The 26,556-nt window shown below is 74.2% G+C and carries 20 protein-coding genes; 8 read left to right on the plus strand and 12 right to left on the minus strand.

The window, feature by feature from the left end:
• Positions 1 to 10: 10 nt before the first annotated feature.
• From ABT023_RS22100 to ABT023_RS22115, 4 genes are read right to left on the minus strand one after another with little or no spacing between them, the layout of a single operon-like run.
• Entirely contained in the window at positions 11 to 3,532 is a 3,522-nt protein-coding gene (locus ABT023_RS22100) for a non-ribosomal peptide synthetase (protein WP_350888279.1), read from the minus strand.
• A complete protein-coding gene (locus ABT023_RS22105) occupies positions 3,529 to 5,844 on the minus strand; it encodes a lantibiotic dehydratase (RefSeq protein ID WP_350888280.1) in 2,316 nt (771 codons plus the stop codon). Before ABT023_RS22105 ends, ABT023_RS22100 begins: the two co-directional genes overlap by 4 nt.
• Positions 5,841 to 8,990: a thioesterase domain-containing protein gene (locus tag ABT023_RS22110; RefSeq protein ID WP_350888281.1), complete on the minus strand. Its 3,150-nt coding sequence runs from the start codon at positions 8,988 to 8,990 to the stop codon at positions 5,841 to 5,843. Before ABT023_RS22110 ends, ABT023_RS22105 begins: the two co-directional genes overlap by 4 nt.
• Positions 8,987 to 12,532, minus strand: coding sequence for an amino acid adenylation domain-containing protein (locus ABT023_RS22115; RefSeq protein WP_350888282.1), 3,546 nt, complete (start codon positions 12,530 to 12,532; stop codon positions 8,987 to 8,989). The genes ABT023_RS22110 and ABT023_RS22115 overlap by 4 nt, the downstream gene beginning before the upstream one ends.
• A 494-nt stretch (positions 12,533 to 13,026) precedes the next feature.
• Between ABT023_RS22115 and ABT023_RS22120 the strand changes: the two genes are divergently transcribed.
• Positions 13,027 to 14,574: a pectate lyase family protein gene (locus ABT023_RS22120; protein WP_350888283.1), complete on the plus strand. Its 1,548-nt coding sequence runs from the start codon at positions 13,027 to 13,029 to the stop codon at positions 14,572 to 14,574.
• 99 nt (positions 14,575 to 14,673) lie between these two features.
• Here the strand turns inward: ABT023_RS22120 and ABT023_RS22125 are convergent, their stop codons facing one another.
• The 3 genes from ABT023_RS22125 to ABT023_RS22135 all read right to left on the minus strand — a co-directional run bounded on the left by ABT023_RS22125 (position 14,674) and on the right by ABT023_RS22135 (position 16,350).
• Positions 14,674 to 15,327, minus strand: a complete 654-nt coding sequence (locus ABT023_RS22125; protein WP_350888284.1) for a GNAT family N-acetyltransferase — start codon at positions 15,325 to 15,327, stop codon at positions 14,674 to 14,676.
• Positions 15,328 to 15,391: 64 nt separating this feature from the next.
• On the minus strand, positions 15,392 to 15,592 hold the full coding sequence (locus ABT023_RS22130) for a DUF397 domain-containing protein (RefSeq protein WP_350888285.1): 201 nt from the start codon (positions 15,590 to 15,592) through the stop codon (positions 15,392 to 15,394).
• On the minus strand, positions 15,583 to 16,350 hold the full coding sequence (locus tag ABT023_RS22135; protein WP_350888286.1) for a DUF5753 domain-containing protein: 768 nt from the start codon (positions 16,348 to 16,350) through the stop codon (positions 15,583 to 15,585). The genes ABT023_RS22130 and ABT023_RS22135 overlap by 10 nt, the downstream gene beginning before the upstream one ends.
• A 209-nt stretch (positions 16,351 to 16,559) precedes the next feature.
• On the opposite strand from ABT023_RS22135, the gene ABT023_RS22140 reads away from it, so the two are divergent.
• Genes ABT023_RS22140 through ABT023_RS22150 form a run of 3 tightly spaced genes read left to right on the plus strand, consistent with a single transcriptional unit; the run spans position 16,560 to position 17,376 of the window.
• Complete coding sequence (locus ABT023_RS22140; protein WP_350888287.1) at positions 16,560 to 16,841, plus strand: hypothetical protein; 282 nt, start codon at positions 16,560 to 16,562, stop codon at positions 16,839 to 16,841.
• Positions 16,838 to 17,131, plus strand: coding sequence for a hypothetical protein (locus ABT023_RS22145; protein ID WP_350888288.1), 294 nt, complete (start codon positions 16,838 to 16,840; stop codon positions 17,129 to 17,131). The genes ABT023_RS22140 and ABT023_RS22145 overlap by 4 nt, the downstream gene beginning before the upstream one ends.
• On the plus strand, positions 17,131 to 17,376 hold the full coding sequence (locus ABT023_RS22150) for a flavin reductase (protein ID WP_350888306.1): 246 nt from the start codon (positions 17,131 to 17,133) through the stop codon (positions 17,374 to 17,376). Before ABT023_RS22145 ends, ABT023_RS22150 begins: the two co-directional genes overlap by 1 nt.
• Before the next feature lie 166 nt (positions 17,377 to 17,542).
• Here the strand turns inward: ABT023_RS22150 and ABT023_RS22155 are convergent, their stop codons facing one another.
• Together ABT023_RS22155 and ABT023_RS22160 are read right to left on the minus strand one after the other, a co-directional pair.
• Positions 17,543 to 17,968 carry a nucleoside deaminase gene (locus ABT023_RS22155; protein ID WP_350888289.1) on the minus strand — a complete coding sequence of 142 codons (426 nt, stop codon included), beginning with the start codon at positions 17,966 to 17,968 and terminating at the stop codon, positions 17,543 to 17,545.
• A gap of 515 nt (positions 17,969 to 18,483) precedes the next feature.
• On the minus strand, positions 18,484 to 18,828 hold the full coding sequence (locus ABT023_RS22160) for a hypothetical protein (RefSeq protein ID WP_350888290.1): 345 nt from the start codon (positions 18,826 to 18,828) through the stop codon (positions 18,484 to 18,486).
• A gap of 116 nt (positions 18,829 to 18,944) precedes the next feature.
• Here ABT023_RS22160 and ABT023_RS22165 point away from each other — a divergent pair, with 116 nt between their 5' ends.
• Positions 18,945 to 19,754, plus strand: a complete 810-nt coding sequence (locus ABT023_RS22165; RefSeq protein WP_350888291.1) for an aminoglycoside adenylyltransferase domain-containing protein — start codon at positions 18,945 to 18,947, stop codon at positions 19,752 to 19,754.
• A gap of 187 nt (positions 19,755 to 19,941) precedes the next feature.
• On the opposite strand, the gene ABT023_RS22170 is transcribed toward ABT023_RS22165, so the two are convergent.
• The 3 genes from ABT023_RS22170 to ABT023_RS22180 form a co-directional block, all read right to left on the minus strand.
• Positions 19,942 to 21,243 carry an MGH1-like glycoside hydrolase domain-containing protein gene (locus tag ABT023_RS22170; protein ID WP_350888307.1) on the minus strand — a complete coding sequence of 434 codons (1,302 nt, stop codon included), beginning with the start codon at positions 21,241 to 21,243 and terminating at the stop codon, positions 19,942 to 19,944.
• A gap of 65 nt (positions 21,244 to 21,308) precedes the next feature.
• Positions 21,309 to 22,127 (minus strand): sugar phosphate isomerase/epimerase family protein, encoded by an 819-nt coding sequence (locus tag ABT023_RS22175; protein WP_350888292.1) that lies wholly within the window; start codon positions 22,125 to 22,127, stop codon positions 21,309 to 21,311.
• A 2-nt stretch (positions 22,128 to 22,129) separates the two neighbouring features.
• A complete protein-coding gene (locus ABT023_RS22180; RefSeq protein ID WP_350888293.1) occupies positions 22,130 to 23,167 on the minus strand; it encodes a zinc-binding dehydrogenase in 1,038 nt (345 codons plus the stop codon).
• Positions 23,168 to 23,285: 118 nt separating this feature from the next.
• Here ABT023_RS22180 and ABT023_RS22185 point away from each other — a divergent pair, with 118 nt between their 5' ends.
• From ABT023_RS22185 to ABT023_RS22195, 3 genes are read left to right on the plus strand one after another with little or no spacing between them, the layout of a single operon-like run.
• A complete protein-coding gene (locus ABT023_RS22185; RefSeq protein WP_350888294.1) occupies positions 23,286 to 24,674 on the plus strand; it encodes an ABC transporter substrate-binding protein in 1,389 nt (462 codons plus the stop codon).
• Positions 24,671 to 25,630 carry a carbohydrate ABC transporter permease gene (locus ABT023_RS22190; protein WP_350888295.1) on the plus strand — a complete coding sequence of 320 codons (960 nt, stop codon included), beginning with the start codon at positions 24,671 to 24,673 and terminating at the stop codon, positions 25,628 to 25,630. Before ABT023_RS22185 ends, ABT023_RS22190 begins: the two co-directional genes overlap by 4 nt.
• Positions 25,630 to 26,496: a carbohydrate ABC transporter permease gene (locus ABT023_RS22195; protein ID WP_350888296.1), complete on the plus strand. Its 867-nt coding sequence runs from the start codon at positions 25,630 to 25,632 to the stop codon at positions 26,494 to 26,496. The genes ABT023_RS22190 and ABT023_RS22195 overlap by 1 nt, the downstream gene beginning before the upstream one ends.
• Positions 26,497 to 26,556 lie beyond the last annotated feature (60 nt).

Below are 26,556 nucleotides of genomic sequence, written 5' to 3' on the forward strand. Positions count from 1 at the left end.
TCGTCCTTCGTCACGCGGTGCCGCCGGGGCGGCGGGGAGGGATACGTCGGGTCCGGCTACGGCGGGCGGCGGCCCGCAGCGCGGCGCGGGCCAGTTCCGGTCGGTCGGCCGCGCCGTCGAGGTGGGCGGCGAGGGCCCGGACGGTGGGATGGCGGAACAGGTCGAGCATCGCGATCGACCGGCCGGTGGCGGCGGTCAGCCGGGCGTGCACGGCGGCCAGGGCGAGCGAGTGCCCGCCGATGTCGAAGAAGTTGTCGGTGACCCCGACCCGGTCACGTTCCAGGACCTCCCGCCAGATGCCGGCGACCAGTTCCTCGGTGTCGGTGAGCGCGTCCGGGCCGGCGGGCAGCGCCACCGTCCGCGCGGGCTCGGCGGTCGCGGCGACGGTCATCGCGCCGAGCTGGGCGGTGCGCACGGTCGGCCGGGGCAGGTCGGCGGCGACCTCCCCGGCCGGCGCGTCGGGGGCGGCGGCCAGCGCACCGACCAGGGTGGCCAGGTCGGCCAGCAGCGCGTCGATCCGGTCGGCGTCGAACAGGTCCGGATTGTGCACCACCTCGACGCCGAGCCGGCCGGCCCGCTCCGCCACGTAGACGGTGAGGTCGAACGGGGAGCCGGGCTTGGGCACCGGCGCGGGCTCGCCGGTCAGCCCGGTCAGCGCCAGCCGGGGCTGGGTGAAGTTGAGCACGTTGAACAGCACCTGCAACAGCGGCGCCCGGGAGGTGTCCCGGCCGACGCCGAGCGCCTCGACGATCTTCTCCAGCGGCGCGCCGGGGTGGGCGGTGGCGTCGTGCAGCTCGGCCGCGCAGCGGTCGACCAGTTCGGCGAAGCTCGCCCCGCCGGTGCGCACCCGCACCGGCACGGTGTCGATGAAGAACCCGACGACGTCGTCGAACGCGGCCAGCCGCCGGTCGGCGACGATCGCGCCGACGACGTGGTCGTCGCCGCCGGTGAGCCGGCTCAGCAGCTCGCCGAAGCCGGCCAGCAGCACCGCCGCGACGCCCGTGCCGCGCCGCTCGGCCAGCGCCCGCACCGCCCGGTCCGCCTCGGTGGACAGGGTGACCGCGGCCTCCACGCCGGCGTACGTCTGCACGGCGGGGCGGGGCCGGTCGCGGGGCAGGTCCAGCACGGTCGGCGCGCCGCGCAGGTGCCCGGCCCACCAGGCCACGTCGTCGGCGCCTCGCCGGCGGTCCCGCTCGGCCCGCCACACGGCGTAGTCGGCGTACCGGGCGGCCACGGCGGGCAGGGTGGGGGCCTCGCCGGCCACGGCCAGCGCGTACGCGGCGGCGAGGTCGTCGTAGAACACCGCCTCGGACCAGCCGTCGAACACGGCGTGGTGCCAGGTGATCGCGAGCACGTGGGCGTCCGGTCCGAGCCGGTACACGGCGACCTGCCAGGGCGGCCCGGTGGCCAGGTCGAACGCGTGCGCCGCGCCGGCGGCGAGCATCCCGGCCAGCTCCGCCTCCGGGTCCGCCCCGCCGGTCAGGTCGACCACCGGCACCGCCACGTCGGTGGGTTCCTCGCACACCGCGTACGGCACCCCGGCGGTCTGCGGGATGCGCCAGCGCAGCACGTCGTGTCGCTCGGCCACGGCGCGCAGGGCCGCGCCGAGGGCGGGGACGTCCAGCTCGCCGCGCAGCCGGTGGGCCACCGCGATGTTGTAGGGCGCGCTGGACGGGGCGAGCTGGTCGACGAACCACAGCCGGCGCTGCGGCGGGGACAGGGTGGGCGGGTTGCCGGTGGTCAGCCCGTCGCCCGGGTCCGGGGTGGCGGCGGTGATCCGCTCGACGAGGCCGGTCAGGGTGCGGCCGGCGAACACGTCCCGGGTGTCGACGTGCCGGCCCAGCTCGTCCCGGAGCGCGGCGACCAGCCGCATCGCGACGATGGAGTTCCCGCCGGAGGCGAGGAAGTCGGTGTCCGGGCCGGGGGCGGCGCCGAGCAGCCGGGTCCAGGCCCGGGCCACGGCCCGGGTGACCGGGTCGGCGTCGGCCGCCCTGCCGTCGGCCACGGGCGCGGGGCGGGCGGCGGCGGCGGCCAGGGCGCGCAGCGCCGGGCGGTCCAGCTTGCCGGTGATCGCGCTGACCGGCAGCGCGGCCAGGCGCACCGTCCGGGCCGGGCGCATCGCGGCGGTCAGCCGGGGCTCGGCGTACGCGCGCAGCGCCGCGTCGTCGGGCGCGTCGGCGGGGGTGAGGAACGCGACCAGCTCGGCGCCGGCCGGGCCGTCGACGGCCTCGACGGCGACCCGGTCGACGCCGGGCAGCCCGGCGAGGACGCCCTCGACCTCGCCCGGCTCGATGCGCTGCCCGCGGATCTTGACCTGCCGGTCGGTGCGCCCGTGGTAGACGATCCGCCCGTCGGGGGCCTGGGTGACCAGGTCGCCGGTGCGGTACAGCCGTTCCCCGGGCTGCCCGGAGAACGGGTCGGGCACGAACCGCTCGGCGGTCAGGCCGGGCCGGTCGAGGTACCCGTCGGCCAGGCCGGGGCCGCCGATCAGCAGCTCACCGGTCTCCCCCGGCGGCACCGGGCGCAGCTCGGCGTCGACCACGTACGCCCGGTGGTTGGGCAGCGGAGCGCCGATCGGCACCGGGTCGGTCTCGGCGGCGGTCAGCTCGCCGCTGACCGCCACCACCGTGGTCTCGGTGGGGCCGTAGCTGTTGACGAAGCGCCGGCCGGGCGCCCAGCGGGCGGCCAGCTCGGCGGGCACGGCCTCGCCGCCGCAGAGCACGGTGCGCCAGCCGGGCAGCTCGGCCGGGTCCAGCATGGACAGCACGGTCGGGGTGATGAAGCCCCAGTTCACCTCGTGCTCGGCGACGAACCGGGCCAGCCGGGCCGGGTCGGACCGGTCGTCGGCGCCGAGGAGCTGCACCGCGCCGCCGAGCAGCAGCGGGACGAACAGGTCGATGACGGCCGCGTCGAAGCCGAGCGAGGCGATGCCGAGGCTGCGCACCGAGGCGTCCGCGCCGGACCGGGCCGCGTAGCCGGTGACGAACTCGACGACGTTGCGGTGGGTGGTGAGCACCCCCTTGGGCCGGCCGGTGGAGCCGGAGGTGAACAGCACGTACGCCGGGTCGCCGGGGCCGGCCGGGCAGGCGGCGAGCGGGGCGGGGCCGGGCAGCGCGACGGTCTCCACGCCCGGCACGTCGCCGAACTCGGCCCCGGCGGCGTCGCCGACGACGACCCGCACCCCGGCGTCGGCGACGATCTCGCGCAGTCGCCGGGGCGGGCCGCCCGGCTCCAGCGGCACGTAGCAGCCGCCGGCGAGCAGCACGCCGAGGACGGTGACCACGAGGTCGGGCCGCCGCTCGCCGCACACCCCGACCCGGCTCTGCCGGCCGACGCCGCGCTCGCGCAGCGCGGCGGCCACGCCGGCGGCCCGGCCGACCAGTTCCCGGTAGGTCAGCCGCTCGTCCCACTGGCGCACCGCCACCGCATCCGGGGTCCGCGCGGCCTGGGCGGCGATCAGCTCGGCCAGCGTGGCGTCGGGCCAGGGCAGCGGCTCCCCGTGCGCGGCGCTGATGGACAGGATGTCGGTCACCCGTGTTCTCCCCGGTAGGTGGCTGGATCGGTGATCTGCAGGCGCAGTTCGCTGACGTAGCCGTGCCCGGCCGCGTCGGTGACCCAGGCGTCGGCGGGGGCGGGCAGCAGCTCGCTGACCGTGAGCGAGACGTCCGGGTCGGTCCGGGCGGCGGCGTCGGCCATCGCGCACAGCGACTGGGCGTACAGCGGTCCGGTCAGGTCGACGTAGCAGGGCTTGACCTCGGTGCCGACCTTGACGAAGACCCGCTCGGGCAGTCCGAGGCGGTCCCGCCAGCGGCGCACCGCCAGGTACCGCGCGGACTCGCCGGTGACCCCGGCCAGCCCGCTCTCGGCGACGGTGGTCCGCCAGGTGCGCCGGGCCACCACCAGCCGGTCGATGGTGATCCGCGGGGTGGCCGGTGCCGGGGCGAGCAGCTTGAAGCTGTCCAGCAGCAAAGCGCCGAGCAGGTTCGCGAAGACCTCCACCAGCGGCCACCGGGCCCCGTCGGGCAGCACCGCGACCAGCCGGTCCTCGTCCGGCTCCACCCGCACCGCGCTCGCCGGGACGAGCCCGGTGACGTCCGCGCCCCGGGCGGTGTCGATGCCGACCTGCCGGTCGGCCGGGCCGCGCAGGTGCCAGGTGGTGCGGGTGGTCTGCCGGGGGAAGCCCTCGGGGGGCAGCAGCCGCAGCCGGGCCGGCCCCAGGTCGGCGTCGACGCCGGCGCGCAGCGCCACCGGGTCGGGGTGGAACGGGGCGAACACGGCGCTGTCGAACGGGGTGGTCGCCGGATGCAGCTCGCCGAGGACGAGCAGGAACTCGCCCCGGTTGAGCGCCTCGACGCTGGCCGCGCCGACCTGCACGTCCGGGCTGTGGATGCGGGCGGTGGGCCAGCCCGGGGCGTCGGCCGGGAACAGCGCCTCGGCGCGGGCGGCCAGGTCGACGCTGCGCAGCCGCAGCTCGGCCTGGTCCGCGCCGACGGCGTCGAGCCCGAACAGCTCGGCCCAGCGGGCGGTGAACCCGGCGCTGGCCACCGCGATCGGGCCGTCCGGGGCGAGGATCAGGCCCTGGGCCAGCGACCACATGTCGGGCAGCCGGACCGGACCGTCGGCGACCAGCTCGGCGTGCAGCTCGGCGAGGAGCCGCTCGCAGGCGACCCCGATCTCGGCGGTGAGCCAGCGGGCGGCCCGCAGCACGACCGCCAGGGGGGCGGCGAGGGCGTCGAGGACGGCCGACCCGACGGCCAGCTCCAGGTCGCGGGACGTCTCCTCGTAGACCACCGTGCGGCCGGTGTACATCTGCCCGCCGTGCCGGGTGGCCGGCCGGCCGGTGACGGCGGTGAACTCGGCGTTCAGGGCGGCGAGCGCGGTGCCCAGCCGGTCCGGGTCTCCGGCGGCGTCCGCGACCCCGTCCCGGGCGGCCCGGAGCCGGTCGAGGCCGGCGGCCAGCCCGGCCCGGATCGCCGGGTCGCCGACCGCCGCGATCCGCTCGGCCAGCACCGCCTCCGCGCCCGGGTTGTTGGGCAGGCCCGCGTCCCAGGTGAGCAGGCCCCGCTCGGCCAGCCGGTCGAGCAGCAGGTACCCGTCGTCCGCGCGGCGCAGGCCGGCGTCGCCGGCGGCGCGGAGCCGGTCCACCAGCTCGCCGGCGGGGGTGCGGCCGTCGCAGCCGGCCAGCAGCCGGGCCTCCAGGGCGGTCAGCTCGACCGGCGGGTGCAGCGCCCGGCGCAGCCGACGCCCGTCGAGGATCAGGTCGGGCGGCAGCACCGGCGCCCACCAGCGGCGCACCGCCGGGTCGTCGGCCAGCCGGTCGGCGTACGCCGTGAGCGCCCACGCCTCCAGGTGCACCTCGCGGCGGGCGACCAGTCCGGGGCCCGGGGTCAGCCGGGTGTCGGGGGTGGCCGGGTCGAGGACGCCCCAGCAGACCGGCCCGAAGAAGCCGATGGTCTCGGCCTTGCCGCAGTAGCGCTGCCAGTAGCGCAGCACCGCGATCTCCCGCTTGCGGCGGGGCTTGTTGCGGGCGGCGGGGTCGGTGCGCAGCAGCCCGTCGAGGGCGACCAGCATCTCCGGGTTCTGCCAGGTGACCGCCTCGCGTACCAGCGGGTCGGCGCAGATCTCGGCGAGCACGGCGGAGGACCGGGCCAGCGCGGCGGCCAGCTCCTTGTCGTACGCCTCGGCGGAGGCCGCGCCGGTCAGCAGCGCGTCGGCGGCCTCGGCGGCGTCGGGTGCGGCGAACCGGTCGAGGCCGGCGGCGGGGAAGCCGGCGGTGCGCAGCAGCACGTCCCGCCACACCGACCAGCCGGTGTCGCCCAGCGGCAACAGATGGTCGTGGTTCACCGCCCGGCCCGCCGCTCGTCGTCGACGATGTGCAGCCGCAGCTCGCTGAAGTAGCGCCGGCCGGCGCCGTCGGGCACCCAGGCGTCCTCGGGGGTCGGCAGCATCTCGCTGACGGTCAGCGACACCCCGTCCCCGCCGTCCTTGCGGGCCGCCCGGACCATGGCGCTGAACATCGCGGCGTACGCGGGGCTGCCCAGGTCGACGAAGCAGGGCTTGGTCTCGGTGCCGAGCTTGACGTACACCAGTTCGGGCAGGCCCTTCTCGCGCCGCCAGCGGCGGACGGCGAGGAACCGGTCCCGTTCGCTGGTGACGTCGGCCAGGCCGCACTCCCCCACCGTGGTACGCCAGGTCTGCCGGGCCACCACCAGCCGGTCCAGGGTGATCCGGGGCGTGTACGGCGCGGCGGCGACCAGCTTGAACCCGTCGACCGCGTGGCCGCTGAGCAGCCCGGCGAACACCTCGGTCAGCGGCCAGCGGGACCCGTCGCGGGCGGTGGCCACGAGCCGGCCGGCGGAGTCGGACACGGTCAGGTCCACGGTGGGCAGCACCCGGTCCGGGTCGACGCCCGGCGCGGGCAGGAACGCGAGCTGCCGGTCCGTCGGGCCGACCAGCGCCTCGGCGGTGCGGCTGGTGCGGCGGGGCCAGTCGGCCGGGAACAGCAGCCGCATCCGGTGCGTGCCGAGGTCCGCGGCCAGCGCCGCGCGCAGCCGCTCGACGTCCGGGTGGGACGGGGTGAACACCTGGCAGTCGAAGGACGGCCAGGCGGCGTGCAGCTCGCCGAGCACGACGGTGTAGTCCCCACGGGCGAAGGCGTCGGCGTCGGTGGCGCAGATCTGCAGGTCGGGGCTGTGCAGCCGGGCGCTGGTCCACTCGCTCGCGCGGGCCGGGAACACCTCGGCGGCCCGGTCGGCCAGGTCGGCGACGGACAGCCGCACCTCGGTGCCGCCCGGGGGCAGGTCGGCCAGGCCGAACAGCCCGGCCCAGCGGGCGGCGAACTCGGCGGCGACCGCGTCGACGGGCCGCTCGCCGGTGCCCCAGAACAGGCCCTGCACGAGGAACCACAGGTCGGCCAGCGACACCGGGCCGTCGCCGGCCTCGGCGCGCAGCTCGTCGTACAGCTCGCGGAACGTGGCCCCGTACGCCTGCTCCAGCTCGCCGGCCAGCCAGCGGGCGGCCCGCAGCAGCACGGCGAGCGGGGCGGCCAGGTCGGCCAGCAGCGGGGCGCCGAAGGCCACGTCGAGGTCCCGGGCGGTGTCCTCGTAGCAGAGGGTGCGTCCGGCGTACATCTGGCCGGCGCGGCGGCTGGCCGGCTGGCCGGTCAGCTCGGTGAACGTCTCGTCGAGCCGGTCGAGGGCGGCGCGCAGCCGGTCGGGGTCGCCGGCCGCGGCGGCCACCTCGTCGCGGGCGGCGCGCAGCCGGTCCAGCCCGGCCCGGGCGGCCCGGCGGGCGGGCTCGTCGCCGATGGCGTCGATCCGGGCCGCGAGCACGTCCTCGGCGTCGGGGGCGACCGGCAGGGCGGCGTCCCAGGTGATCAGCTCCCGCTCGACCAGCCGGTCCAGCAGCGCGTAGCCGTCCTCGGCGCGGCGCAGCCCGACGGCCGGGTCGGTGACCAGGTCCCGGGCGGGGCGGTGACCGTCGGCGGCGGCGAGCAGGGCCGCCTCGACGGGGGTGAGGGTGACCGGGGGGCGGCCGGGTCGCAGCACGGACCGGTCGCGCAGGCTCAGGTGGGGCTGGAGCATCGGCGGCCAGTACTGCCGCACCGCGAGGTCGGCGCCGATCCGGTCGCCGTACGCGGACAGCGCCCACGACTCGAACCACACCCAGCGCCGCCGGGTCAGCGCCGCGCCGGGGCGCACCCGGGCGGTGTCGGCCAGCTCCGGGTCGAGGGTGACCCAGCAGCTCGGGCCGAAGAAGCCGACGGTCTCGTTCTTCCCGCAGTAGCGCTGCCAGTACTTGAGCAGGGCCCGCTCTCGGTCCCGCCGGCGCACGTTGCGGGGCGCGTCCGCGCCGCCGGAGGCCAGCCCGTCGAGGGCGAGCAGGGCGTTGCGGTTCTGCCAGGTGACGGCCTCGCGAAGCAGCGGGTCGGCGGCCCGCTCGCTGAGCCGGCCGGCGGTGGCGGTGAGGGCCTCGGCGAACTCCTTGTCGAACCGCTCCTCCCCGACGCCGGTGGCGATCAGCTCGTCGGCCGCGGCGGCGGCCTGCGGGGCGCCGAGCGCGGTGAGCCCGTCGGCGGGAAAGCCGGTGGTGCGCAGGATCGCGTCGCGCCACACCGACCAGCCGGTGTCGCCCAGCGGCACCCGGTGCCCCGCCGTGTCGGCGGTGTCCGTCGGGTCCGCCGCGCCGGCCGCCTGCGACTCGCCCTTCGGATCAGCCGGGCCGTCCGGGGCCGGTGCGGTCCCGTTCGCGCCGGCGACCCGGACGGCGGTCGTGAGGTCGGCGCGGATCGTCGCGGCCAACTCGGGGAGGCGGTCGTGCAGGAAGAAGTGCCCGCCGTCGATCTCGTGCAGGGTGAACCCGGCGGCGGTGTGCCGCTCCCAGGCGACGCTCTGCGCGTGGCTCACCGCCTGATCGGACCGCCCGCTGAACGCCACGACCGGCACCGGCAGCGGCTCGCCCGGGACGTACCGGTAGCTGTCCACCCGGCCGAAGTCCGCGCGCAGCAGCGGCAGCAGCAGCTCCACCAGCTCGGGGTGCTCCAGCACGCCGGCCGGCAGCCCGCCGCCGTCGCCGAGCCGGCGCAGCAGCTCGTCGTCGTCCACCCGGGACAGCCCGTCGAAGAGGCTGGCGTCGTCGACGTGCGGGGCCCGCGCGCCGCCCACGTACAGCCGCAGCGGCAGCGGCCCGCCGGTGCGGCGCAGCTCGCGGACCACCTCGAAGCCGACCCGCCCGCCCATCGAGTGCCCGTAGATCGCGTACGGCCGGTCGGCCCGCCCGGCGATCGCGGCGGCGACCTCGGCGACGGTGAAGTTCGGGTCCTCGCTGATCCGGTTCTCCCGGCCGGGCAGTTGCACCGGCAGCACCTCGACGTCGGCGCCGAACTCCCGCTGCCAGTCGCGGAACGCGCTCGCGCCGGCGCCGGCGTAGGGCAGGCAGAACAACCGCACCGGCGCCTGGGGTCGACTTCCGGCGGAGACGTACCAGTTCACCGCGTGCCTCTCTGAGGGGGGTCGATCCAGTACCGCTGGCGCTGGAACGGGTAGGTGGGCAGCCCGGTGCGCCGGACGCCGCCCTCGGGGTGCAGGGCCGCGAGGTCGACGTTCCGGCCGGCCGCCCAGTCGGCGGCGAGGTCGCGCAGTTCGCCGGGCGGGCCGGCGACCCGACCGTCGGCGGCGAGCAGGCCGCCCGCCGGGGGCAGGTCCGCTGCGGTGGGCGGGGCCTCGGCGGCGAGCAGGGCGTCCAGGCCGGCCAGGGCGTCGGCGAGGTCGCCCGCCACGACCGCCGCCCGGCAGGCGAAGGCCCGGCGGCCGAGCGCGAGGGTGGCGGCCACGTCGGGCAGCGCCGGGGCCGCGCCGGCCAGGTGTCGCCGCAGCCGGGTCAGCGCCGCCCGCAGCGCCGCCGGGGTACGCGCCGACACCGGCAGCAGGTGCTCCGCCGCGTCCGGGGCGTCGGCCGGCTCGACCGGCGGCGGCTGCTCGACGACCACGTGGGCGTTGGTGCCGCCGAGCCCGAACGAGCTGACCCCGGCCACCCGGCGGGCCACCTGCGGCCAGTCCCGGGCCTTCGTCGGCACGTGGAACGGGCCGCCGGCGAGGTCGATCTCCGGATGCGGCCGGGTGAAGTGCAGGTTCGGCGGGATGACGCCGTGCTGGACGGCGAGCACCGTCTTGATCAGCCCGGCGATGCCGGCGGCGGCGTCGAGGTGACCGATGTTGGTCTTCACCGAGCCCAGCGCGCAGGACTCGGCGGGGGCGGCTCCCCCGTACACCTCGTGCAGGGCGGCGACCTCCAGGGCGTCGCCCAGCGGGGTGCCGCTGCCGTGCGCCTCGATGAACCGGACCTCGCCGGGGGCGACCTCGGCGGCGGCGAGCGCGCCGGCCACGGCGGCGGCCTGCCCGGCGGGGCCGGGCACCGCGAAGCCGGCCCGGTCGGCGCCGTCGTTGGTGACCGCCCAGCCGGGCAGCACCGCGTAGACGCGGTCCCCGTCGGCCTGGGCGTCGGCGAGCCGGCGCAGCGCGACCACCCCGACGCCGGAGCCGAAGCCGGAGCCGTTGGCGGCCTCGTCGAAGGCCCGGCACCGGCCGTCCGGGGAGGCCATCCCGCCGGCGGTGTGCCGGTACCGGGGCCAGGTCACGTTGACCCCGCCGGCCAGGGCGATGTCGCACTGGTAGTCGGCGAGGCTCTGGGCGGCGACGCAGACCGCGACCAGCGAGCTGGAGCAGGCGCTCTGCACGGCCATCGCCGGCCCGGTCAGCCCGAGCCGGTACGCGACCTGGCCGGGCAGGTGGTCGGTGGACTGCCGGCCGATCAGCCGGGCCTCCCAGTCGTCGGGGTCGACGTGGCCGACGACCGCCGGGTTGTCCATGAGGTGGAACAGGAAGTACCGGTTGGCGGAGGTGGCCGAGTACACGCCGACCAGCCCGGGGAACCGCGACGGGTCGTGCCCGGCGTCCTCCAGGGCCTCCCACGCGGTCTCCAGGAACAGCCGGTGCTGCGGGTCGGTGCGGGCGGCCTCCTGCGCGCCGAAGGCGAAGAAGGCGGCGTCGAAGTCGGCCACGGCGTCGAGCCGGCCGGTGGCCCGGACGTGCCGGGGGTCGGCGAGCAGCCGTGGGCCGATGCCCAGGGCGGCCAGTTCCTCGTCGGTGTGGTCGTGGACCGCGTCGACCCCGGCGCAGAGGTTCCACCAGAAGGTCGCCAGGTCCTCCGCGCCGGGGAAGCGGCCGGCCATCCCCACCACCGCGATCTCGTCGCCGGTGTACTCGCGGGGGGCGGCCGGCGCGACCGGGGCCGGCCCGACCGGGGCGCGGTCGGGCACGGGCGGGGCGTCGACGAGGCGGGCCTGCGCCTCGACCGTGGGGTTCTCGAACAGCCGCAGCAGGGGCGGGCGCACCCCGAACCGCTCGGCGAGGCGCTGCTGGACCACGCCGAGCAGCAGCGACTGGCCGCCGACGTCGAAGAAGCTGGCGGTGCGGGCGACCGCCGGGCGGCCCAGCACCGCGCACCAGATGTCGTGCACGGCCCGCTCGGTGGCGGTGGCCGGCTCCTCCCCCGCCGGGACGTCCCGGGCCGGGTCGGGCAGCGCCCGCTCGTCGATCTTCCCGGTGACGGTGAGCGGGAACTCGTCGACCACCACGACGGCGCGGGGCAGCGCGTACTCCGGCAGCCGCCGGGCGAGGCCGGCGCGCAGGGCCGCCGGGTCGAGGGGCCCGCCGGCCGGCCGGGCGTACGCGAGCAGCTCGCCGTCGCGGGCGATGGCGCGGACCGCGCCGACGCCGCTCTGGGCGGCGAGGACGGCCTCGATCTCGGTCAGCTCGACCCGGAACCCGCGCACCTTGACCTGCCGGTCGAGCCGGCCGAGGCAGACCAGTTCGCCGCCGGCCAGCCGGGCGCCGAGGTCCCCGGTCCGGTACGACCACACCCCGTCGGGCTCCCGGGTGAACCGGTCGTCGGCCCGGTCGAGATAGCCGGGGGCGACGTGTCGACCGCGCACCACGATCTCGCCGCCGGCCGGGTTCTCGCCGCCGGCCGGGGCGAGGTGCACCTCGTAGCCGGGGAGCGCGGTGCCGATCGGCAGCGGGCCGGTGGCGGCGGGGTCGGCGTCGGCCAGCGGCAGCGCGTACCGGGCGGCGAACGTCATCTCGGTCGCGCCGTAGCCGTTGACCAGGACGCAGTCGGGGGCGAACCGGTCCCGCCCCCGGGCGGCGTCGGAGAAGGTGGCCTGCTCGCCGCCGAGCAGCACCGCCCGGACCGCGTCCAGCCGCCGGTCGCCGAGGGCGTCGAGCAGGAACCGGTACACCGTGGGGGTGGAGTGGTAGACGGTGACCCGGTGCCGGACGAGCTGGTCGACGGCGTGGGCGAGGCCGTGCCGGCGCAGGTCGACCGGGACGACGGCGGCGCCGGTGAGCAGCGCCGGGTACAGGTCGGGGATGGCCGCGTCGAAGCTGAACGAGGCGAGCAGGCTGAGCCGGTCGTCCGGGCCGACGGCCAGGGTGTCGATCTGGTTGTCGACGACGCGGGCGAGGTTGCGGTGGGTCTGCCCGACCGCCTTCGGCAGCCCCGTCGAGCCGGAGGTGAACAGCACGTACGCCGGCGCGTCCGGGTCGACGACGGTCGGGCGCAGCGGCGCGGGGATCACCGCGTCGGTGGTCAGCACGGCGGTGCCGGGGCGGTCGGCGGCGAGCCGGGCGGCCAGCTCCCGGTGCTCCGGGGCGGACAGCACGGTGCGCACGTCGGCGGCGGCGAGCATGTGCCGCAGCCGGTCGGCGGGGAAGCCCGGGTCCAGCGGCACGTACGCGCAGCCGGCGGCGAGCGCGCCGAGGAGCGCCGCGACGGTCGGCGCGCCGTGCGGGGTGAGCACGGCGACCCGGTCGCCGGGTCGGACCCCGGCGGCGGCGAGGAGCGCGGCGTGCCCCCCGGCGGCGGCGGCGAGGTCGGCGTAGCTGACCGCAGGGCCCTCCCCGAGCACGGCCGGACGGGCCGGGGCCTCGGCCGCGAGGCGGGCGAATCGATCGATGATGGCGTGTTTTTCCATGTCAGCGGGCGCGGGTCGCGACACCGTCGACGGGCGTGCGACATCCGGTCACTGTGATCACGATCCCCCCCCAGGACTACACAATGGATGCAGCATATGGGCCCACAACCGGGCGGCAAGATCATCGATTGGAGTCGGACCGAAGAGCCGACGATGCCCGCCCGGGACGGCTGGCCAGATCCAGCCGATCAGTCCTCTAGCGCGTAGAGGATCTTGGATTTACGGGTGTACCCGCCAGTAATCTTGCGGCCAGAGCCCCTGCTGGCCGGGGGTTTTCCCATATGGAACGTCCTGAGTGGCAGCTCAGAAGGGCCCGCCGGCAGGGCCGACGCCGCCGGATGGTGATCGCACATCAGGTGGAGCTGTCCATAGTGCGGCAATCCGGACGAGGCCTTGCCACATAGATAGATGAATCCCTATCCTCACGGTGGAAAGCGCTTTCCAGGCCCACGTCGCGGCGACATCCAGCATTCGAGAACGAAGGTGAGGCGACGATGAGACGACCAGTCGCACTGCGACTCCAGGCTGCGCTGGCCACGGCGGCCGTCGGGGTCGCGATCGGGGTGGCGCTGCCGACCCCCCAGGCGTCGGCGGCGGCCGGCAGCGCCACCGGGTACGCGACCCAGAACGGCGGGACCACCGGCGGCGCGGGCGGGCAGACGGTACGGGCCACCACCGGGACCGCGATCCACACTGCCCTGTGCACCCGGACCAGCAGCAACACACCGATCATCATCGAGGTCACGGGGACCATCAACCACGGCAACACCGGCAAGGTGTCGGGCGACAGCTGCAACACCGCCGACGGCGTGATCGAACTCAAGCAGATCAGCAACGTCACGATCATCGGGGTGGGTGGCGGAGCCGTCTTCGACCAACTCGGCATCCACATCCGCGACTCCAGCAACATCATCATCCGGAACGTGACCGTCCGGAACGTCAAGAAGTCGGGCTCGCCCACGTCCAACGGTGGTGACGCCATCGGCATGGAGAGCACCGTCCGCAACGTCTGGGTCGATCACGTCACCCTGGAGGCCTCCGGCGGGGAGTCGGAGGGGTTCGACGGCCTGTTCGACATGAAGGACAACGTCCAGTACGTGACCCTGTCCTACAGCATCCTGCGCAACTCCGGCCGAGGCGGCCTCATCGGCTCCAGCGAGAGCGACCGTTCGAACGGCTTCGTCACGTTCCACCACAACCTGTACGAGAACATCGACTCCCGCACGCCCCTGCTGCGCGGCGGCATCGCCCACATCTACAACAACTCCTACGTGAGCCTGCACGAGTCCGGCATCAACTCCCGGGCCGGGGCCAAGGCAAAGGTGGAGAACAACTACTTCAGGAACTCCAAGGACGTCCTGGGCACCTTCTACACCAGCGAGGCCGGCTACTGGCAGGTCAGCGGCAACGTCTTCGACAACGTCACCTGGTCCAGCCCCGGCACCGACAACAACCCCGCCGGCCCCAACCCGCAGTCCAACACCACCGTCAGCATCCCGTACTCCTACAGCCTCGACGGGGCCGGCTGCGTGCCGGACGTCGTCCGCCAGACGGCCGGCGCCAACACGGGCCTGAAGGAGTCGAACGGCAGCTGCTCACCGCAGACGCCGTCGCCGACACCGACCACCCCCACGCCGGGACCGACCACTCCCACGCCGGGGCCGACCAGCCCCGGCGGGACCAACCTCAGCATCGGTGCCGGCTCCGACGGGTCGAGCAAGGCCAGCGGCACGAGCTACGGCAACGTGCGGGACGGCGACATGAGCACCTACTGGTCGCCGGCCGGCTCGACCGGCTCCATCTCGATCAAGTGGGGCTCCGCCACCACGGTGTCCAGGATCGTCATCCGTGAGGCGTCGGGCGCCGTGGGCAACATCGGGTCCTGGCGGGTCACCAACGGCGGTACCGGCGCCGTCCTGGCCTCCGGCAGCGGGGCGGGTGCCATCACCTTCCCCTCGACCTCACTGACCAAGGTCACCTTCGAGATCACCAGCTCGACCGGCACGCCGAAGGTCGCCGAGTTCGAGACGTACGCCGGCTAGCAGCGCGGTCCCGCTGCCCGGTGGTCCGGCATCCCCCCGGACCCGCCGGGCGGCGGCGACCGACCCGGCATCGACGCCGTGACCTCCGCCCGCCGCCGATCATCCGGGGGCGGGGGCCGTCGGACGCCCCGGAATCGGGATGGCCGCGTGGTACGCCGCCCACATCGCGCGGGTCATCTCGTACTCGACCTCACCCAGGTCGGCTGCCGGCAGCGGATCGTCCCAGGTCGGAAAGTACGTGCGCACGTACCGCATGCCGACGGCCTCCAGCACGCCCCGGGAGCCGATGTTCACGGTCATGGTCTGCGCGATCACCCGGCTCTGCCCGACGGTGTCGAAGGCGTGCCGCAGCAGGGCGCGGGACACCTCGCTGGCCAAGCCCCTGCGCCAGTACCGACGGGCGAGGCGGTAGCCGAGTTCCGCGACGGTCGGGTCGTCGGGTTGGTCGGGGCCGTGCGCCGGCGGAAGCATCATGAGCCCGACGAACTCGCCCTCGTCCTCATGGGCCGGCGGCGTCGAGCCCCGCGCGCCACCGTCAGTGCCGAACGCCATCCAGTAGCCCAGGCCGTCCACCTTGTCGGCCAGAGCCATCCTCCGCGAGTGGGACTCGACCACCTCGTCCCGGGACCGCGCCCGGCCGGTGAGGTAGCGAAGCACCTCCGGGTCGGAGTCGAGCTGGACCTCCGCCTCGATGTGCCGGTCGGCGAGCGGAGTCAGCAGCAGGCGGTCGGTGCGCAGGACTGGTTGGGCCATCCGGCGAGAATCACATGACGGTGCTGGCGGTGCGAGCCAATTACTGCCGATCTGCACTGGTCCGTCAGGTGACGGGGCCGAGCTTCCTCGCGAAGTCCACGAACCCGGCCCAGGCGACCGGCGCGAAGGCCAGCGTCCCGCCGTCGCGGTCCTTGGTGTCACGGACGAGGACGACACCGGGCAGATTGTCGGCGACCTCGACGCAATCGCCGCCGTTGTTGCCGCTCTTCGTGCTCTTGCGCCACTGCGCGCCGGTCAGGTCCATGAGGCTGCCGCTTCCCTGATGAGGTCTAGGGAGTGCCTTCGGGACAGAGCCTCCCCGCGCACGCACTCCCAACGTCGTTCGAGCGTAGCAATGTCGGCGGTCCGTTCGATGATCTGCGCTTCCGCCTGGCTATCGACATGTACGACCCGACCACCGTCAGGGAGTTCGGCGACCGTGAAGGGGCCGCCGAGCCCCGGATACATCCCGGTGGACACCGGCACTATGAACACCTGGATGGCGGGCCGGGCGGCACACTCTGCCAGATGGGCGAGCTGGTCCGCCATCATGGCGCGGTCACCGTCGAGGGTCCGCCGCAGCACGGATTCATCGATCACCGCGACGAGTAGAGGCGGACGGTCCCGGCGTAGGACGCCCTGCCTGCTGAGTCGAGCTGCGACGAGATTGTCCACCTCGGCCGACGACAACGCTTCACCCGCGAGCGTCGCCCGTGCGTACGCCTCGATCTGCAGCAGACCCGGCACCCAGGCGAGCTGGAAGCTCCGCAGGGACACAGCCTCCCGTTCGATCTCGGCCCATGGTCGGAACCAGGCTGGTGCCCGGCGCTTCAGAGCGTCAGGCCACAGCGTGCCCACATCCTTCCCGAGCAGCTTCGCGACCTTCGCGCGATGGCGGGACTGCGGAATATGCCCTGGGTTTGCCCAGCGGGCCGCAGTTTTGGGATCCACACCGACCTGAGCTGCGAGGGTTTCGGCGGTCAACCCGCCGGTGGTCATGGCCTCGATCACGGCATGGTTCATCCGGCTTCCCCTCTGGATTGTCCCGCCCGCTCCGACCCCATAATGCTACGCGGTGTGATTGTCTCGCAACCGTCAGAAAGCTGGTATCGGGGCGGCGCGGGTCGGCTGACAGGTTCCCGGCTCGCGTTCGTCGAGGGGGCCGCCCGGTCCTTCCCGCACCACGCCGAGCGGGCGGCCCCCTCTCCAATCTCGACGGACGAGGGAGAGTCATGTCGCACCGGGGAGGACGTCATCGGGCCTATCGCGGCCGGCACTGCGCGTGCCAGGTGTGCGGGGAGACGAGGGCCGGCAAGGAGAGACGCGAGCCGAGGACCGAGCCCGAGCCGAAGACCGAACCGAAGCCCGCGCGGTACGACCCGCCGCTGGTCGGCCCGATGATCCCGCCGCTGCGCGTACCACGCAACGACGCGGAGATGCAGGTCAGGTGGAGCCTCGCCGGCGAGCCGCGCGGCCGGACGGAGACCTGGCACGGGAACGGGGGCCGGTGGTGAGGTCGACTCCCGGTCCACTGGCGCTGGAGCTGCACTACGCGGCGGGTTCCGGCTGGCGGTGCGAGGCCGACGGCGAGCCGTTCCCGTGCTCCGTATGGCGGGGCCTACCGATGGACGACCACCTACGCGGCGCACTGCTGGCGAGCTTCACGCTGTTCCTCCGCCCGGCGATCCGCGACCTGAGGGGCCGACCCGAGGGCCCGACCCCGCCGGAAATCGTGAAGCGGTTCCTGTGGTTCCTGCCGATGACCGACGAGGAGGCGCGGGCGACCGCGCTGCGGTGCCGCTGATGCCCGGCGGCCCGCACCTCCCGATCCGTCCTCTCTGGCTGTGCAGGCGCTGCGGGGCCCCGTGGCCGTGCGGCCCGGCGCGGCTGTCGCTGCTGGCCGAGTACCAGGGCAACCGGACAGCCCTGCTGTTCTACCTGGCGATGCTCAAAGAAGAGGCAAACGTCCACCTGACGGCGTTGAATCCGTCGAATCCGCCGGTCGACCTGACCAACCGCTTCCTGTCCTGGGTCCGCGCGCCACGGTAGCCCTCCCCGACCGCCCGCCCCGGTCCGGTTCCCTCCCCCGGGACCGGCCCGGGGCGGGCCTGATCCCGCGCGAACAGCTCGTACCTCGCTGGCGCACGACCCTTCTTCCGACAACAGGGCTCAGGATGCCAGCGTTGCCGAACGAGTCACCGCACTCAGACGTGCGCTAGTAATAGTTGTCGATCGGCTGGCGCGCCTCATCGAATAGCGCCGGCCCTTCGTACCGCACCGGGGGCAGCGGCGGGGTAGCCGGTCTGACCTCCTCAAGCTGTTCGGTGGACAGGGCGTACACCACCCGGCCGAGGCCGGAGCGGTCGATCGCGGTCGCGCACATGGGGCAGGGCTGGCAACTGGTGAACATGGTGGTGCCGGCCGCCACGTCGGGGGTGAGTTCCCGGGCGGCCCAGCGGGCCAGCTTCAGTTCCGGATGGGCGGTGATGTCGGAGTCGGAGACCACGGTGTTGTGGTCCTCGGCCAGGACTGTGCCGTCCGCACCGACAAGCAACGAGCCGAATGGCCGTTCGCCGGACGCCCCGGCCTGGCTGGCGATTTCCAAGGCACGGCGGAGAAATGTCTCGTCGTCGGGGATCATCGGTCCTCCTGGGATTCGTGGTGTGCGCGGCCAAGGCCGCTAGTTGTAGTGCCCGCCAGGCGCGTTCGGGCTGGCGGATCTCAGTCAGGTCGCCGTTGAACGGATCGAGCAGCACCGTCTCCGCGCCGAGCAGACGGATCTGGTCGATGTCGGCGATGATCTGGTCGGGCGTACTCGGGGGTCTGCACTGTCTTCGGATCCATGCCGACCTGCCCAGTCCCAGCCCTGGGCGATCATCCACTAATTCCAACGAGAGCTGGGCCAAAATGGCAAAGGCTCCGGTCGCCGCCCGACGAACGATCATCCTGCGCGGCGCGTGGGAGCCGGATCGTGGCAGGCAGGCTGGCCGTCGACCCGCACCTGCCCCCGGCTGGTGAGCGTCCGACGCCAGGCGTAGGCGGCCTCCGGATCGACCGGTGGGCGGGCACCCAGACGTCGGCCGAGGTTTCCTGCGCGATCGTGAACGACCGCCCGCTGCTCGACCGCATCGACGCGCTGTCCGGTCGCAGGGAAGGCTACGAGTCCAACCGAGGCGGCCGGGTGACGGGTGGAGGCGAGTCGTCCGCACGCCGGACACGCTTTCGCCACCGGTAGTGACGCCACGTGGCGACTGTGACCGCCACGGCAACGAGCAGCGCGACGGCACCCTTCCAGGCACGCTCGAACCACCATCGGTCGTTGCCGAACGCCGCCTCACCGGCCGTCATCAGCCATAGCCCCACCCACGCCCACTGCCAGCCGCGTGGACGGCGGAGTTCGTCGGGCGGGTCGAGGAATGCGACGGACACAGCGGTTGCGGCGACGGCGGCGACGGCCGTCAGCGGTACTCCGATGCGCCAGATGGCCTCCGACAGCGACACGAACCGATCATGGCACCGCGTTGGCTTGAATCACCAAAGCCGCGCTCGCGGCTCTGCCGATGACAGCGCATCTGATCGTGCCGACATCACGTGAGAGCCTCTGGTAGAACACCTGTATGGCCAGCTTTGACGAATTGCCCGCCTTGACCGCTGCTGAACGACTTGCCGGCCTCTTCGCCGACACCGTTGGTGCTGATGCCCGGTCAGTGATCCTGCACGGGTCACTTTCGGCTGGCGACTTCCGTGCCGGAAGCAGCGACATTGACCTGCTCATCGTCATCGAAGGTGGACTTTCCGATGCGCAGTCAACGGTCCTGGAGCGCTTGGTTCGCCAGGCGGACATCGGCAGCGCGGCCGGCATCGATCTTCATGTCGTCACGGCCGAGATCGCCAGCGCGCCGAACCGGACGCCGGCCCTGGAGCTTCACATCGGCCGTTACGACCGGTCGTCCACCGGGTTCGAGGTCGAACGTCGGGTGGCAGCTTCGCCTGATCTGCCTGTTGAGTTGTCCATGGCACGCGCGGACGGGCGTGCTCTCAAGGGCGCTCCACCGCGTGAGGTGATCGCACCCGTTCCGGCCGATTGGATCGTTGATCGTGGCAGGCACTGGTTGAGGGCCTGGCGGTCGCTCACCGATGACACCGAGAACGCCGCCCTCATGGTGCTTACCGCCTGCCGCATCTGGCGATTCGCGGTAGAGAACGTGCACTGCTCCAAGGCGCAGGCCGCGCGGTGGGCACTCGACAGGGACCCGTCGTTGACGGCCGTGCGGCAGGTCGTTCAGCAGTACGAGCAAGACCCGACAGTCGACGTTGGCGAGCGGGGCATAGCTCACCTGCTCGACACCGTGTTGCAGGAAACCGCACCAACGTGGCGACTCGCCGGGCCGGCGTCTGTTCAACACTCCGGAGCGGACAATTCATAGCGCCCGACGTATCCAGATCTGCCGCTCACCGGTAGCCAGGACGGTATGGCCGGCAGTCAGGCAGCGCGGCGGGCGCGGATCAGGTGGTATCGATCCGGCGCGCGAGCTGCCGCACCGGCTGACGCCGCGCGCCGAGACCGACCGACCGTGCGCCCGGGGGCTTCCGGCCGACGGACCGGCCGACGGTTCAGTCGCCGGCCGACTCGTCGGCGAGGACGTCGAGCAGCAGGGCGGCGGTCCAGCCGAACGCGGGTGAGCCGAGGCCGGCCCCGGTGTCCGGGTGGAAGTACTCGTGGCAGCCGGCCGTCGCGACCAGGTCCACCATGGACGAGCGCAGCCCGGCGGCGAGGTCGAGCCGGTGGTGGGTGCGCAGCCCCCGCCACAGCAGCCAGTCGAGGTTCATCCAGCTCGGCCCCCGCCAGTAGCGCAGCGGCTCGAAGTCCGGGGCGGTCCGGTCGTGGCTGGGCAGCGGCCGGTCCATCCGCGCGGCCAGCCCGAACCGGGGCGAGCACGCCTCGGCGATCACCGTGGCGACCTGCCGGGGCGGCAGGTCGGGCAGCGCCAGTGGGGCGAGGCCGAGCGCGGTGCGGGCCGGCACGAGCCGGCCGGTGCGCAGGTCCCGGGGGTGGAAGGCGCCGGTCGCCGGGTCGTACAGCCGGTCGACGAGGGTCGCGGTGATCCGGGCCGCCCGCTCGCGGTGCGGGCCGGGGTCGCCGCCGACCGCGCGGGCGATGGCCGCCAGGGCGTGCTCGGCGAGCCCCAGCGCGGTGTTGAACAGCGGGCACTCCACCAGGAACGGGTGCCGCCCGGCCAGCCCGTCGTCGCCGTACCGGCCCGCCCGGTAGGCGTCGACCAGCGCGACGTACCGCGCGTAGTCGAGGTCGGTGGGGCGGTGCGTGGCGTCGGCGTGGGCGGTGTCGTGCCGCCGGTACGCCCGCATGACCGCCTCGTCGGCGGGCACCGCGGCCAGCGGCGGGTCCCAGGCGGGGCTGTTGTCCAGCCCGGACTCCCAGGGGTGCACGAGGCAGGCCAGCCCGGCCCCGCCCACGTCGCGCCGGCCGGTGAGGTAGCGCTGTTGGGCGATCAGCCGGGGGTAGAGCCAGGCCAGTTCCGCCCGGCTTCGCTCGGACGGTGTCCGCCGGTACGCCAGCCAGGCGGCGAGGGCGTGCACGGGCGGCTGGACGATGCCGGAGGTGGCCCCGGCGGGCGCGCCCGGGGCTCGGGCGGAGTCCCAGAACCCGGGCCCGGGGAAGTACGACCCGGCGCGCAGCGCGGGGTTGAACACGATGTGCGGCACCCGACCGTCGGCCCACTGGGCGGCGAACAGGGTGCGCAGCTCCCGCCAGGCGCGGCCGGGACGCGCCGTGGCCAGGCCGATCGCGATGAACGCCGAGTCCCAGCTCCACTGGTGCGGGTAGAGGGTGCGCGACGGGACAGTGTGGTCGTGCTCCCAGTTGCCGTCGAGAGTGGCGAGCGCCAGCAGGCGCAGCGCCCCGGGGTCCCGGGCCGTGGCCGGGCCGACCGGCGGCGCGTCGTCGGCGGCGGTGCCGGCGCTCACGCCGCCGCCCGCTTCGGCTCGGCGTGCCGGAGGACGGTGGCGGCCTGTTGCAGCGCCCGCACCGGCTCGCCGCGCAGCCGGCACTCCAGGGCCAGCCAGCCCCGGTAGTCGACCTCCAGCAGGGTACGCACCAGCGCCCGCCAGTCCAGGTGCCCGGCGCCGGGCTGGCACCGGTTGGAGTCGCTGACCTGCACGTGCCCGAGGTAGGGCGCGGCGGCCCGCAGGGCGGCGTGCACGTCGTCCTCCTCGATGTTCATGTGGAAGGTGTCGGCGACCACCCGCACCGAGGGCAGCCCGACGGCCGCGCAGAGGGCCACCGCCTCGTCGAGCCGGTTGACCATGTGGTCCTCGTACCGGTTGAGTGGTTCGAGGAAGAGGGTGACCCCCTCGGCGCGGGCGTGCTCGCCGAGGGCGCCGAGGGCGTCGAGGAGCACCCGCCGGTCGGCGGCCGGCGGGCGGGGCGGCTCGAACGGCGGCAGCCGGCGGGAGAACATCCCCCAGGCGGCGGGGGTCATCACGCCGACGCCGCCCAGCTCGGCGATGACCGACAGTTGGGAGCGCAGGTTGGTCACGGCGTCGCGGGACCGGTCGGGGTCGAAGTCGCCGATGAAGTGGTCCATCTCGACGCAGACGGTCGGCATCGTCACCCCGGCGGCGCGGGCCCGGCGCAGCTCGGGCAGCCGGCGGGCGAAGGACAGGTCGCCCCGGCCGCGCAGTTCGAGCCCGTCGAAGCCGAGCGCGGCGGCAAGGGCGTGCTTCTGGATCAGGTCTCCGCCGGGGAGCAGTTGCTCCTGGCAGGCGAGCGGAATGGTCATCTCTAGAACCTCAGCACCACTTGGAGGACATCACCGTCACCGTGGTCGAGCAACGCCAGCGCGTCGGCCACCGCGCCCGCGTCGACGACGTGGCTCACCAGCGGCAGCGGGTCGACGCTGCCCTCGGCCACCAGGTCCATGAAGGTGTGGGCGACCCGGGCCCCGGTCCACCGGCCGGCCAGGCCGGGCGCCGGGTCGGCCCCGGACACCTGGGCCGCCACGAGCTGGATCCGGTTGTGGTGGAACTCCTCGCCGAGTCCCAGCCCGTCGGCGTGCCCCTGGTAGAAGCCGGCCGCCACGACGCGGCCGGCGTGGGCGGTGGCCCGGATCGCCTCGTGCAGCGCCGGGTACGCCCCGGACAGCTCCAGGCAGACGTCGGCGCCCCGGCCGCCGCTCACCCGGCGCAGCGCGACGGCGGCGGACTCGGCGTCCGCGTCGACGACCAGCCGGGCGCCGCAGCGGGCCGCGTGGCCCAGCCGGACGGCCAGCCGGTCCACCGCCACCACCCGGGCCCCGGACAGGGTGGCCAGCCGGGTGGCGAGCAGCCCGATGACGCCCTGGCCGAAGACGCCGACCCAGTCGCCGAGGTGCAGGTCTCCCGCGATGACGGCGGTGAGCGCGATGGCGCCGGGCCGGGCGAACACGGCGGCGAGCGGGTCGAGCCCGGCGGGCAGCGGGTGGACCGCGTCGGCGCGGACGACCGCCTCGGCGCGGTGGCCCCAGATGCCCCAGACGGTCTGGCCGGGGTGCCGGTCGGCGACGTCCGGGGCCGCCTCGACGATCTCGCCGACCTCCTCGTAGCCGAATCCGGCCAGCGGGTACGGCACCGGCGCCCGGCGGGGGACGAACATCCGGGTGGCGTCGTCCCAGTCCTTGCTCAGCCGGGGGTTGCTGCCCCGGTAGAGGGTTAGCTCGGTGCCGGCCGAGATGCCGGAGTAGCAGGTGCGGACGCGGACCTGGCCGGGGCCGAGCGGGTCCGGGGCACAGGGCTCGAGGCTGATCCGTCGAGGCCCGGCGAGTGAGACAACCCAGTTGACCATGAGTCACATCCCGGTAGCACTGGGCTCCATCGTAGAACAAAATATCGGCATATGTCTTGTAATTGATCAATCGAAGGTATTGAATCCGTCATGTACCCCTTCGAGAGGAGTGCCACCGATGCCATCACCCTCGATGCGGATGTTCGCCTCTGCCCTGATCCTGGCAGTAGTCGGCGTCTCCCTGCCGGCCTGCGGCGACGACGAGGCGGGCGACGAGAAGACGCTCACCGTGTGGAGCCTGGAGGACGTGGCCGACCGGGTCACCGCCACCAGGGCACTCATCGCCGACTTCACCGCCCAAACCGGGACCAAGGTGGACCTGGTCACCGTCAACGAGGACCAGTTCCCGTCCCTGATCGCCACCAGCGCCGCCGCCGGTGAGCTGCCCGACGTGATCGGGTCCGTCCCGCTGGCCGGCGTGCGCACGCTGGCCGGCAACGAGCTGCTGCACCCGTCCGCCAACGGCGAGATCGTCGAGGCGCTGGGCCGGCAGACCTTCTCCGCGCGGGCCCTGGAGCTCACCGCCGACGGCGGCAGGCAGCTCGCCGTGCCCAGCGACGGGTGGGGGCAGCTCCTGGTCTACCGCAAGGACCTGTTCACCGCCGCCGGCCTGCCCGTCCCCGACACGTACGAGAAGATCGCCGCCGCCGCGGCGAAGCTGAACACCGGCGGGGTCGCCGGCATCACCGCGGCCACCGCGGCGGGCGACGTGTTCACCCAGCAGACCTTCGAACACCTGGCCCTGGCCAACAACTGTCAGCTCACCGACGACTCCGGGTCGGTCACGCTGGACTCCCCCGAGTGCGTCGAGGCGTTCCGGTTCTACGGCGACCTGATGCGCACCGCCTCCGTCCCCGGCGCGCAGGACGTGGACACCACCCGGGCGACGTACTTCGCCGGCAGGGCGGCGATGCTGGTCTGGTCGCCGTTCATCCTCGACGAGCTGGCCGGGCTGCGCGACGACGCCAGGCCGACCTGCCCGCAGTGCCAGGCCGACCCGACGTACCTCGCCCGCAACAGCGGCTTCGTCACCGCGATCAAGGGCCCGAACGGCGCCCAGCCGGCCCAGTACGGCGAGATCAGCTCCTGGGCGGTGCTCGACGACGCGGCCGACGCGGCGAAGTCCCTCGTCCGGTTCATGCTCGGCGACGGGTACCCGCGCTGGTTCGGCATGTCCCCCGAGGGCCGGTTCCCGGTGCGCAGGGGCACCGCCGACGACCCGGAGAAGTTCCTCACCGCCTGGAACGGCAGCCAGGCCGGCGTGGACCGCAAGCAGCCGCTGGCCCAGGTGTACGGCGACGACGTCCTGGCCGCCCTGCGACGCAGCCCGGACAGCTTCGAACGCTGGGGCCTCACCCAGGGCCAGGGCAAGCTGGTCGGCGCGATCCTCGGCGAACTGCCGGTCCCCAGGGCGCTCGCCGGCGTGGTGTCCGGGAAGTCCGACGCCGCGACGGCGGCCCGGCGGGCGAAGAAGGACGTCGAGGCGATCAAGGCGGGTGTCAATTGACCACCACCGCGCCCGGCCCGGGCCGCTCCCCCGCCCGGGAACGGCCCGCCCGGCCCGGCCGCCGACCGGCGACCCTGCGCCGTAGGGAGTCCCGCGCCGGCCTCGCCCTGGTCGCACCCACCCTGCTCGTCGTGCTGGCGGTGGTCGGCGTCCCGATCGTCTGGACGGTCCTGCTGGCCTTCCAGCGGGTACGCCTGGCCACCCTGCGCAAGACCGGCCTGTTCGGCGAGTTCACCCTGGACAACCTCGACCGGGTGGTGCACACCCCCGGCTTCGCCGGCACGCTGGGGACCACCGTGCTCTACAGCCTCGGCGGCACCACCGGCTCGATCCTGATCGGCCTGGTCGCCGCGCTGGTGGTGCGCCGGCCGTTCCGGGGGCGCACCCTCGTCCGGGCGTCGATGCTGCTGCCGTACGTGGCGCCGGTGGTCGCCGTCGCCTTCGTCTGGCAGGTGATGCTCGACCCGCAGCTCGGCATCGTCAACGACTGGGGGCAGCGGTTCCTGGGCTGGGACGCCCCGGTGCCCTTCCTGTCCCAGGACTCCACGGCCCTGTGGACGGTGATCGCGTTCGAGGCGTGGCGGTACTTCCCGTTCGCGTTCCTGTTCCTGCTGGCCCGGCTCCAGGCCGTGCCCGGCGAGCTGGAGGAGGCCGCCCGGGTCGACGGGGCCACCCCCACCCAGCGCTTCCGGCACATCCTGCTGCCCCAGCTCATGCCGGTGATCGCCCTGCTGGGGGTGCTGCGGTTCATCATGACGTTCAACAAGTTCGACGACGTCTACCTGCTCACCGGCGGGGCCGCCGGGACCGAGGTGGTCAGCGTCCGGGTCTACCAGTTCCTCACCGCGCGCACCGACGTCGGAGCGGCGGCGGCACAGGCGGTCGTGCTGGCCGTGGTGCTGCTCGCCTTCGTCGCGCTGTACCTGCGCTTCTTCGCCGGCCGGGAGGAGTCGTGATGGACCGGGACCGGTTCGAGACGGTGACCCTGCGCTGGCTGCGCCGGGCGGTGATCACCGGTTTCCTCGCGATCACCCTGGTGCCGTTCTGGTACATGCTGGTGCTCTCGGTGCGCCCCATCGAGCAGTTGCTGCTGCACCCCGGATCGCTGCTGGTGCCGCTGGGCGAGCTCACCGTCGCCACGTACGCCGAGGTGCTCCGGGCCGCCGACGACGGCGGCCAGGGTTTCGCGACCTTCATCCGCAACAGCGGCCTGGTCGCCCTCGCCGCCACCGCGCTCACCCTGGTCGTGGCGATCCCCGGCGCGTACGCGGTCTCCCGGCTGCGCTTCTTCGGCCGCCGGCAGGTCAGCGCGCTGTTCCTGGCGGTCTACCTGTTCCCGTCGATCGTCATCGCGATCCCGCTCTTCGTGGTCTTCACCCGGGCCGGGCTGCGCGGCTCGCTGTTCGGGCTGGTGCTGGTCTACATCTCGCAGACCCTGCCGGTCTCGGTCTACATGCTGAAGAACTACTTCGAGACGATCCCGATCAGCCTGGAGGAGTCCGCCGCGATCGACGGGGCGAGCCGGCTCGGGATCATCCGCCGGGTCAGTCTCCCCCTGGCCGCCCCGTCGATCATGGCGGTCGCGCTCTACGACTTCATGATCGCCTGGAACGAGTACCTGTTCGCCCTGCTCTTCCTCGTCGACAAGCCGGACCGGTGGACGGTGTCGCTCGGGCTGTCGCTGCTCGCCGACGGCGTCGAGGTGCCCAAGACGGTGCTGATGGCCGGCTCGGTGATCCTCACCCTGCCCATCGTGCTCCTGTTCTTCGCCGGCGAACGGCTGCTCACCGAGGGCCTGACCAGCGGCGCGGAGAAGGGCTGACGGCCCCGCCGGCCGCCGGATAATCGGCTGTGGGTGACGCCGGCTCACCCTAGGCTCCCG

This window comes from Micromonospora sp. NPDC002296 (assembly GCF_040296145.1).
Taxonomy (GTDB): domain Bacteria; phylum Actinomycetota; class Actinomycetes; order Mycobacteriales; family Micromonosporaceae; genus Micromonospora.

Coding starts and splice junctions, on each gene's coding strand:
- ABT023_RS22185 (WP_350888294.1), top strand. CDS start 23,286: ATGCCATCACCCTCGATGCGGATGTTCGCCTCTGCCCTGATCCTGGCA.
- ABT023_RS22120 (WP_350888283.1), top strand. CDS start 13,027: ATGAGACGACCAGTCGCACTGCGACTCCAGGCTGCGCTGGCCACGGCG.
- ABT023_RS22140 (WP_350888287.1), top strand. CDS start 16,560: ATGTCGCACCGGGGAGGACGTCATCGGGCCTATCGCGGCCGGCACTGC.
- ABT023_RS22195 (WP_350888296.1), top strand. CDS start 25,630: ATGGACCGGGACCGGTTCGAGACGGTGACCCTGCGCTGGCTGCGCCGG.
- ABT023_RS22115 (WP_350888282.1), bottom strand. CDS start 12,532: ATGGAAAAACACGCCATCATCGATCGATTCGCCCGCCTCGCGGCCGAG.
- ABT023_RS22155 (WP_350888289.1), bottom strand. CDS start 17,968: ATGATCCCCGACGACGAGACATTTCTCCGCCGTGCCTTGGAAATCGCC.
- ABT023_RS22150 (WP_350888306.1), top strand. CDS start 17,131: ATGCCCGGCGGCCCGCACCTCCCGATCCGTCCTCTCTGGCTGTGCAGG.
- ABT023_RS22130 (WP_350888285.1), bottom strand. CDS start 15,592: ATGGACCTGACCGGCGCGCAGTGGCGCAAGAGCACGAAGAGCGGCAAC.
- ABT023_RS22135 (WP_350888286.1), bottom strand. CDS start 16,350: ATGAACCATGCCGTGATCGAGGCCATGACCACCGGCGGGTTGACCGCC.
- ABT023_RS22125 (WP_350888284.1), bottom strand. CDS start 15,327: ATGGCCCAACCAGTCCTGCGCACCGACCGCCTGCTGCTGACTCCGCTC.
- ABT023_RS22180 (WP_350888293.1), bottom strand. CDS start 23,167: ATGGTCAACTGGGTTGTCTCACTCGCCGGGCCTCGACGGATCAGCCTC.
- ABT023_RS22175 (WP_350888292.1), bottom strand. CDS start 22,127: ATGACCATTCCGCTCGCCTGCCAGGAGCAACTGCTCCCCGGCGGAGAC.
- ABT023_RS22165 (WP_350888291.1), top strand. CDS start 18,945: ATGGCCAGCTTTGACGAATTGCCCGCCTTGACCGCTGCTGAACGACTT.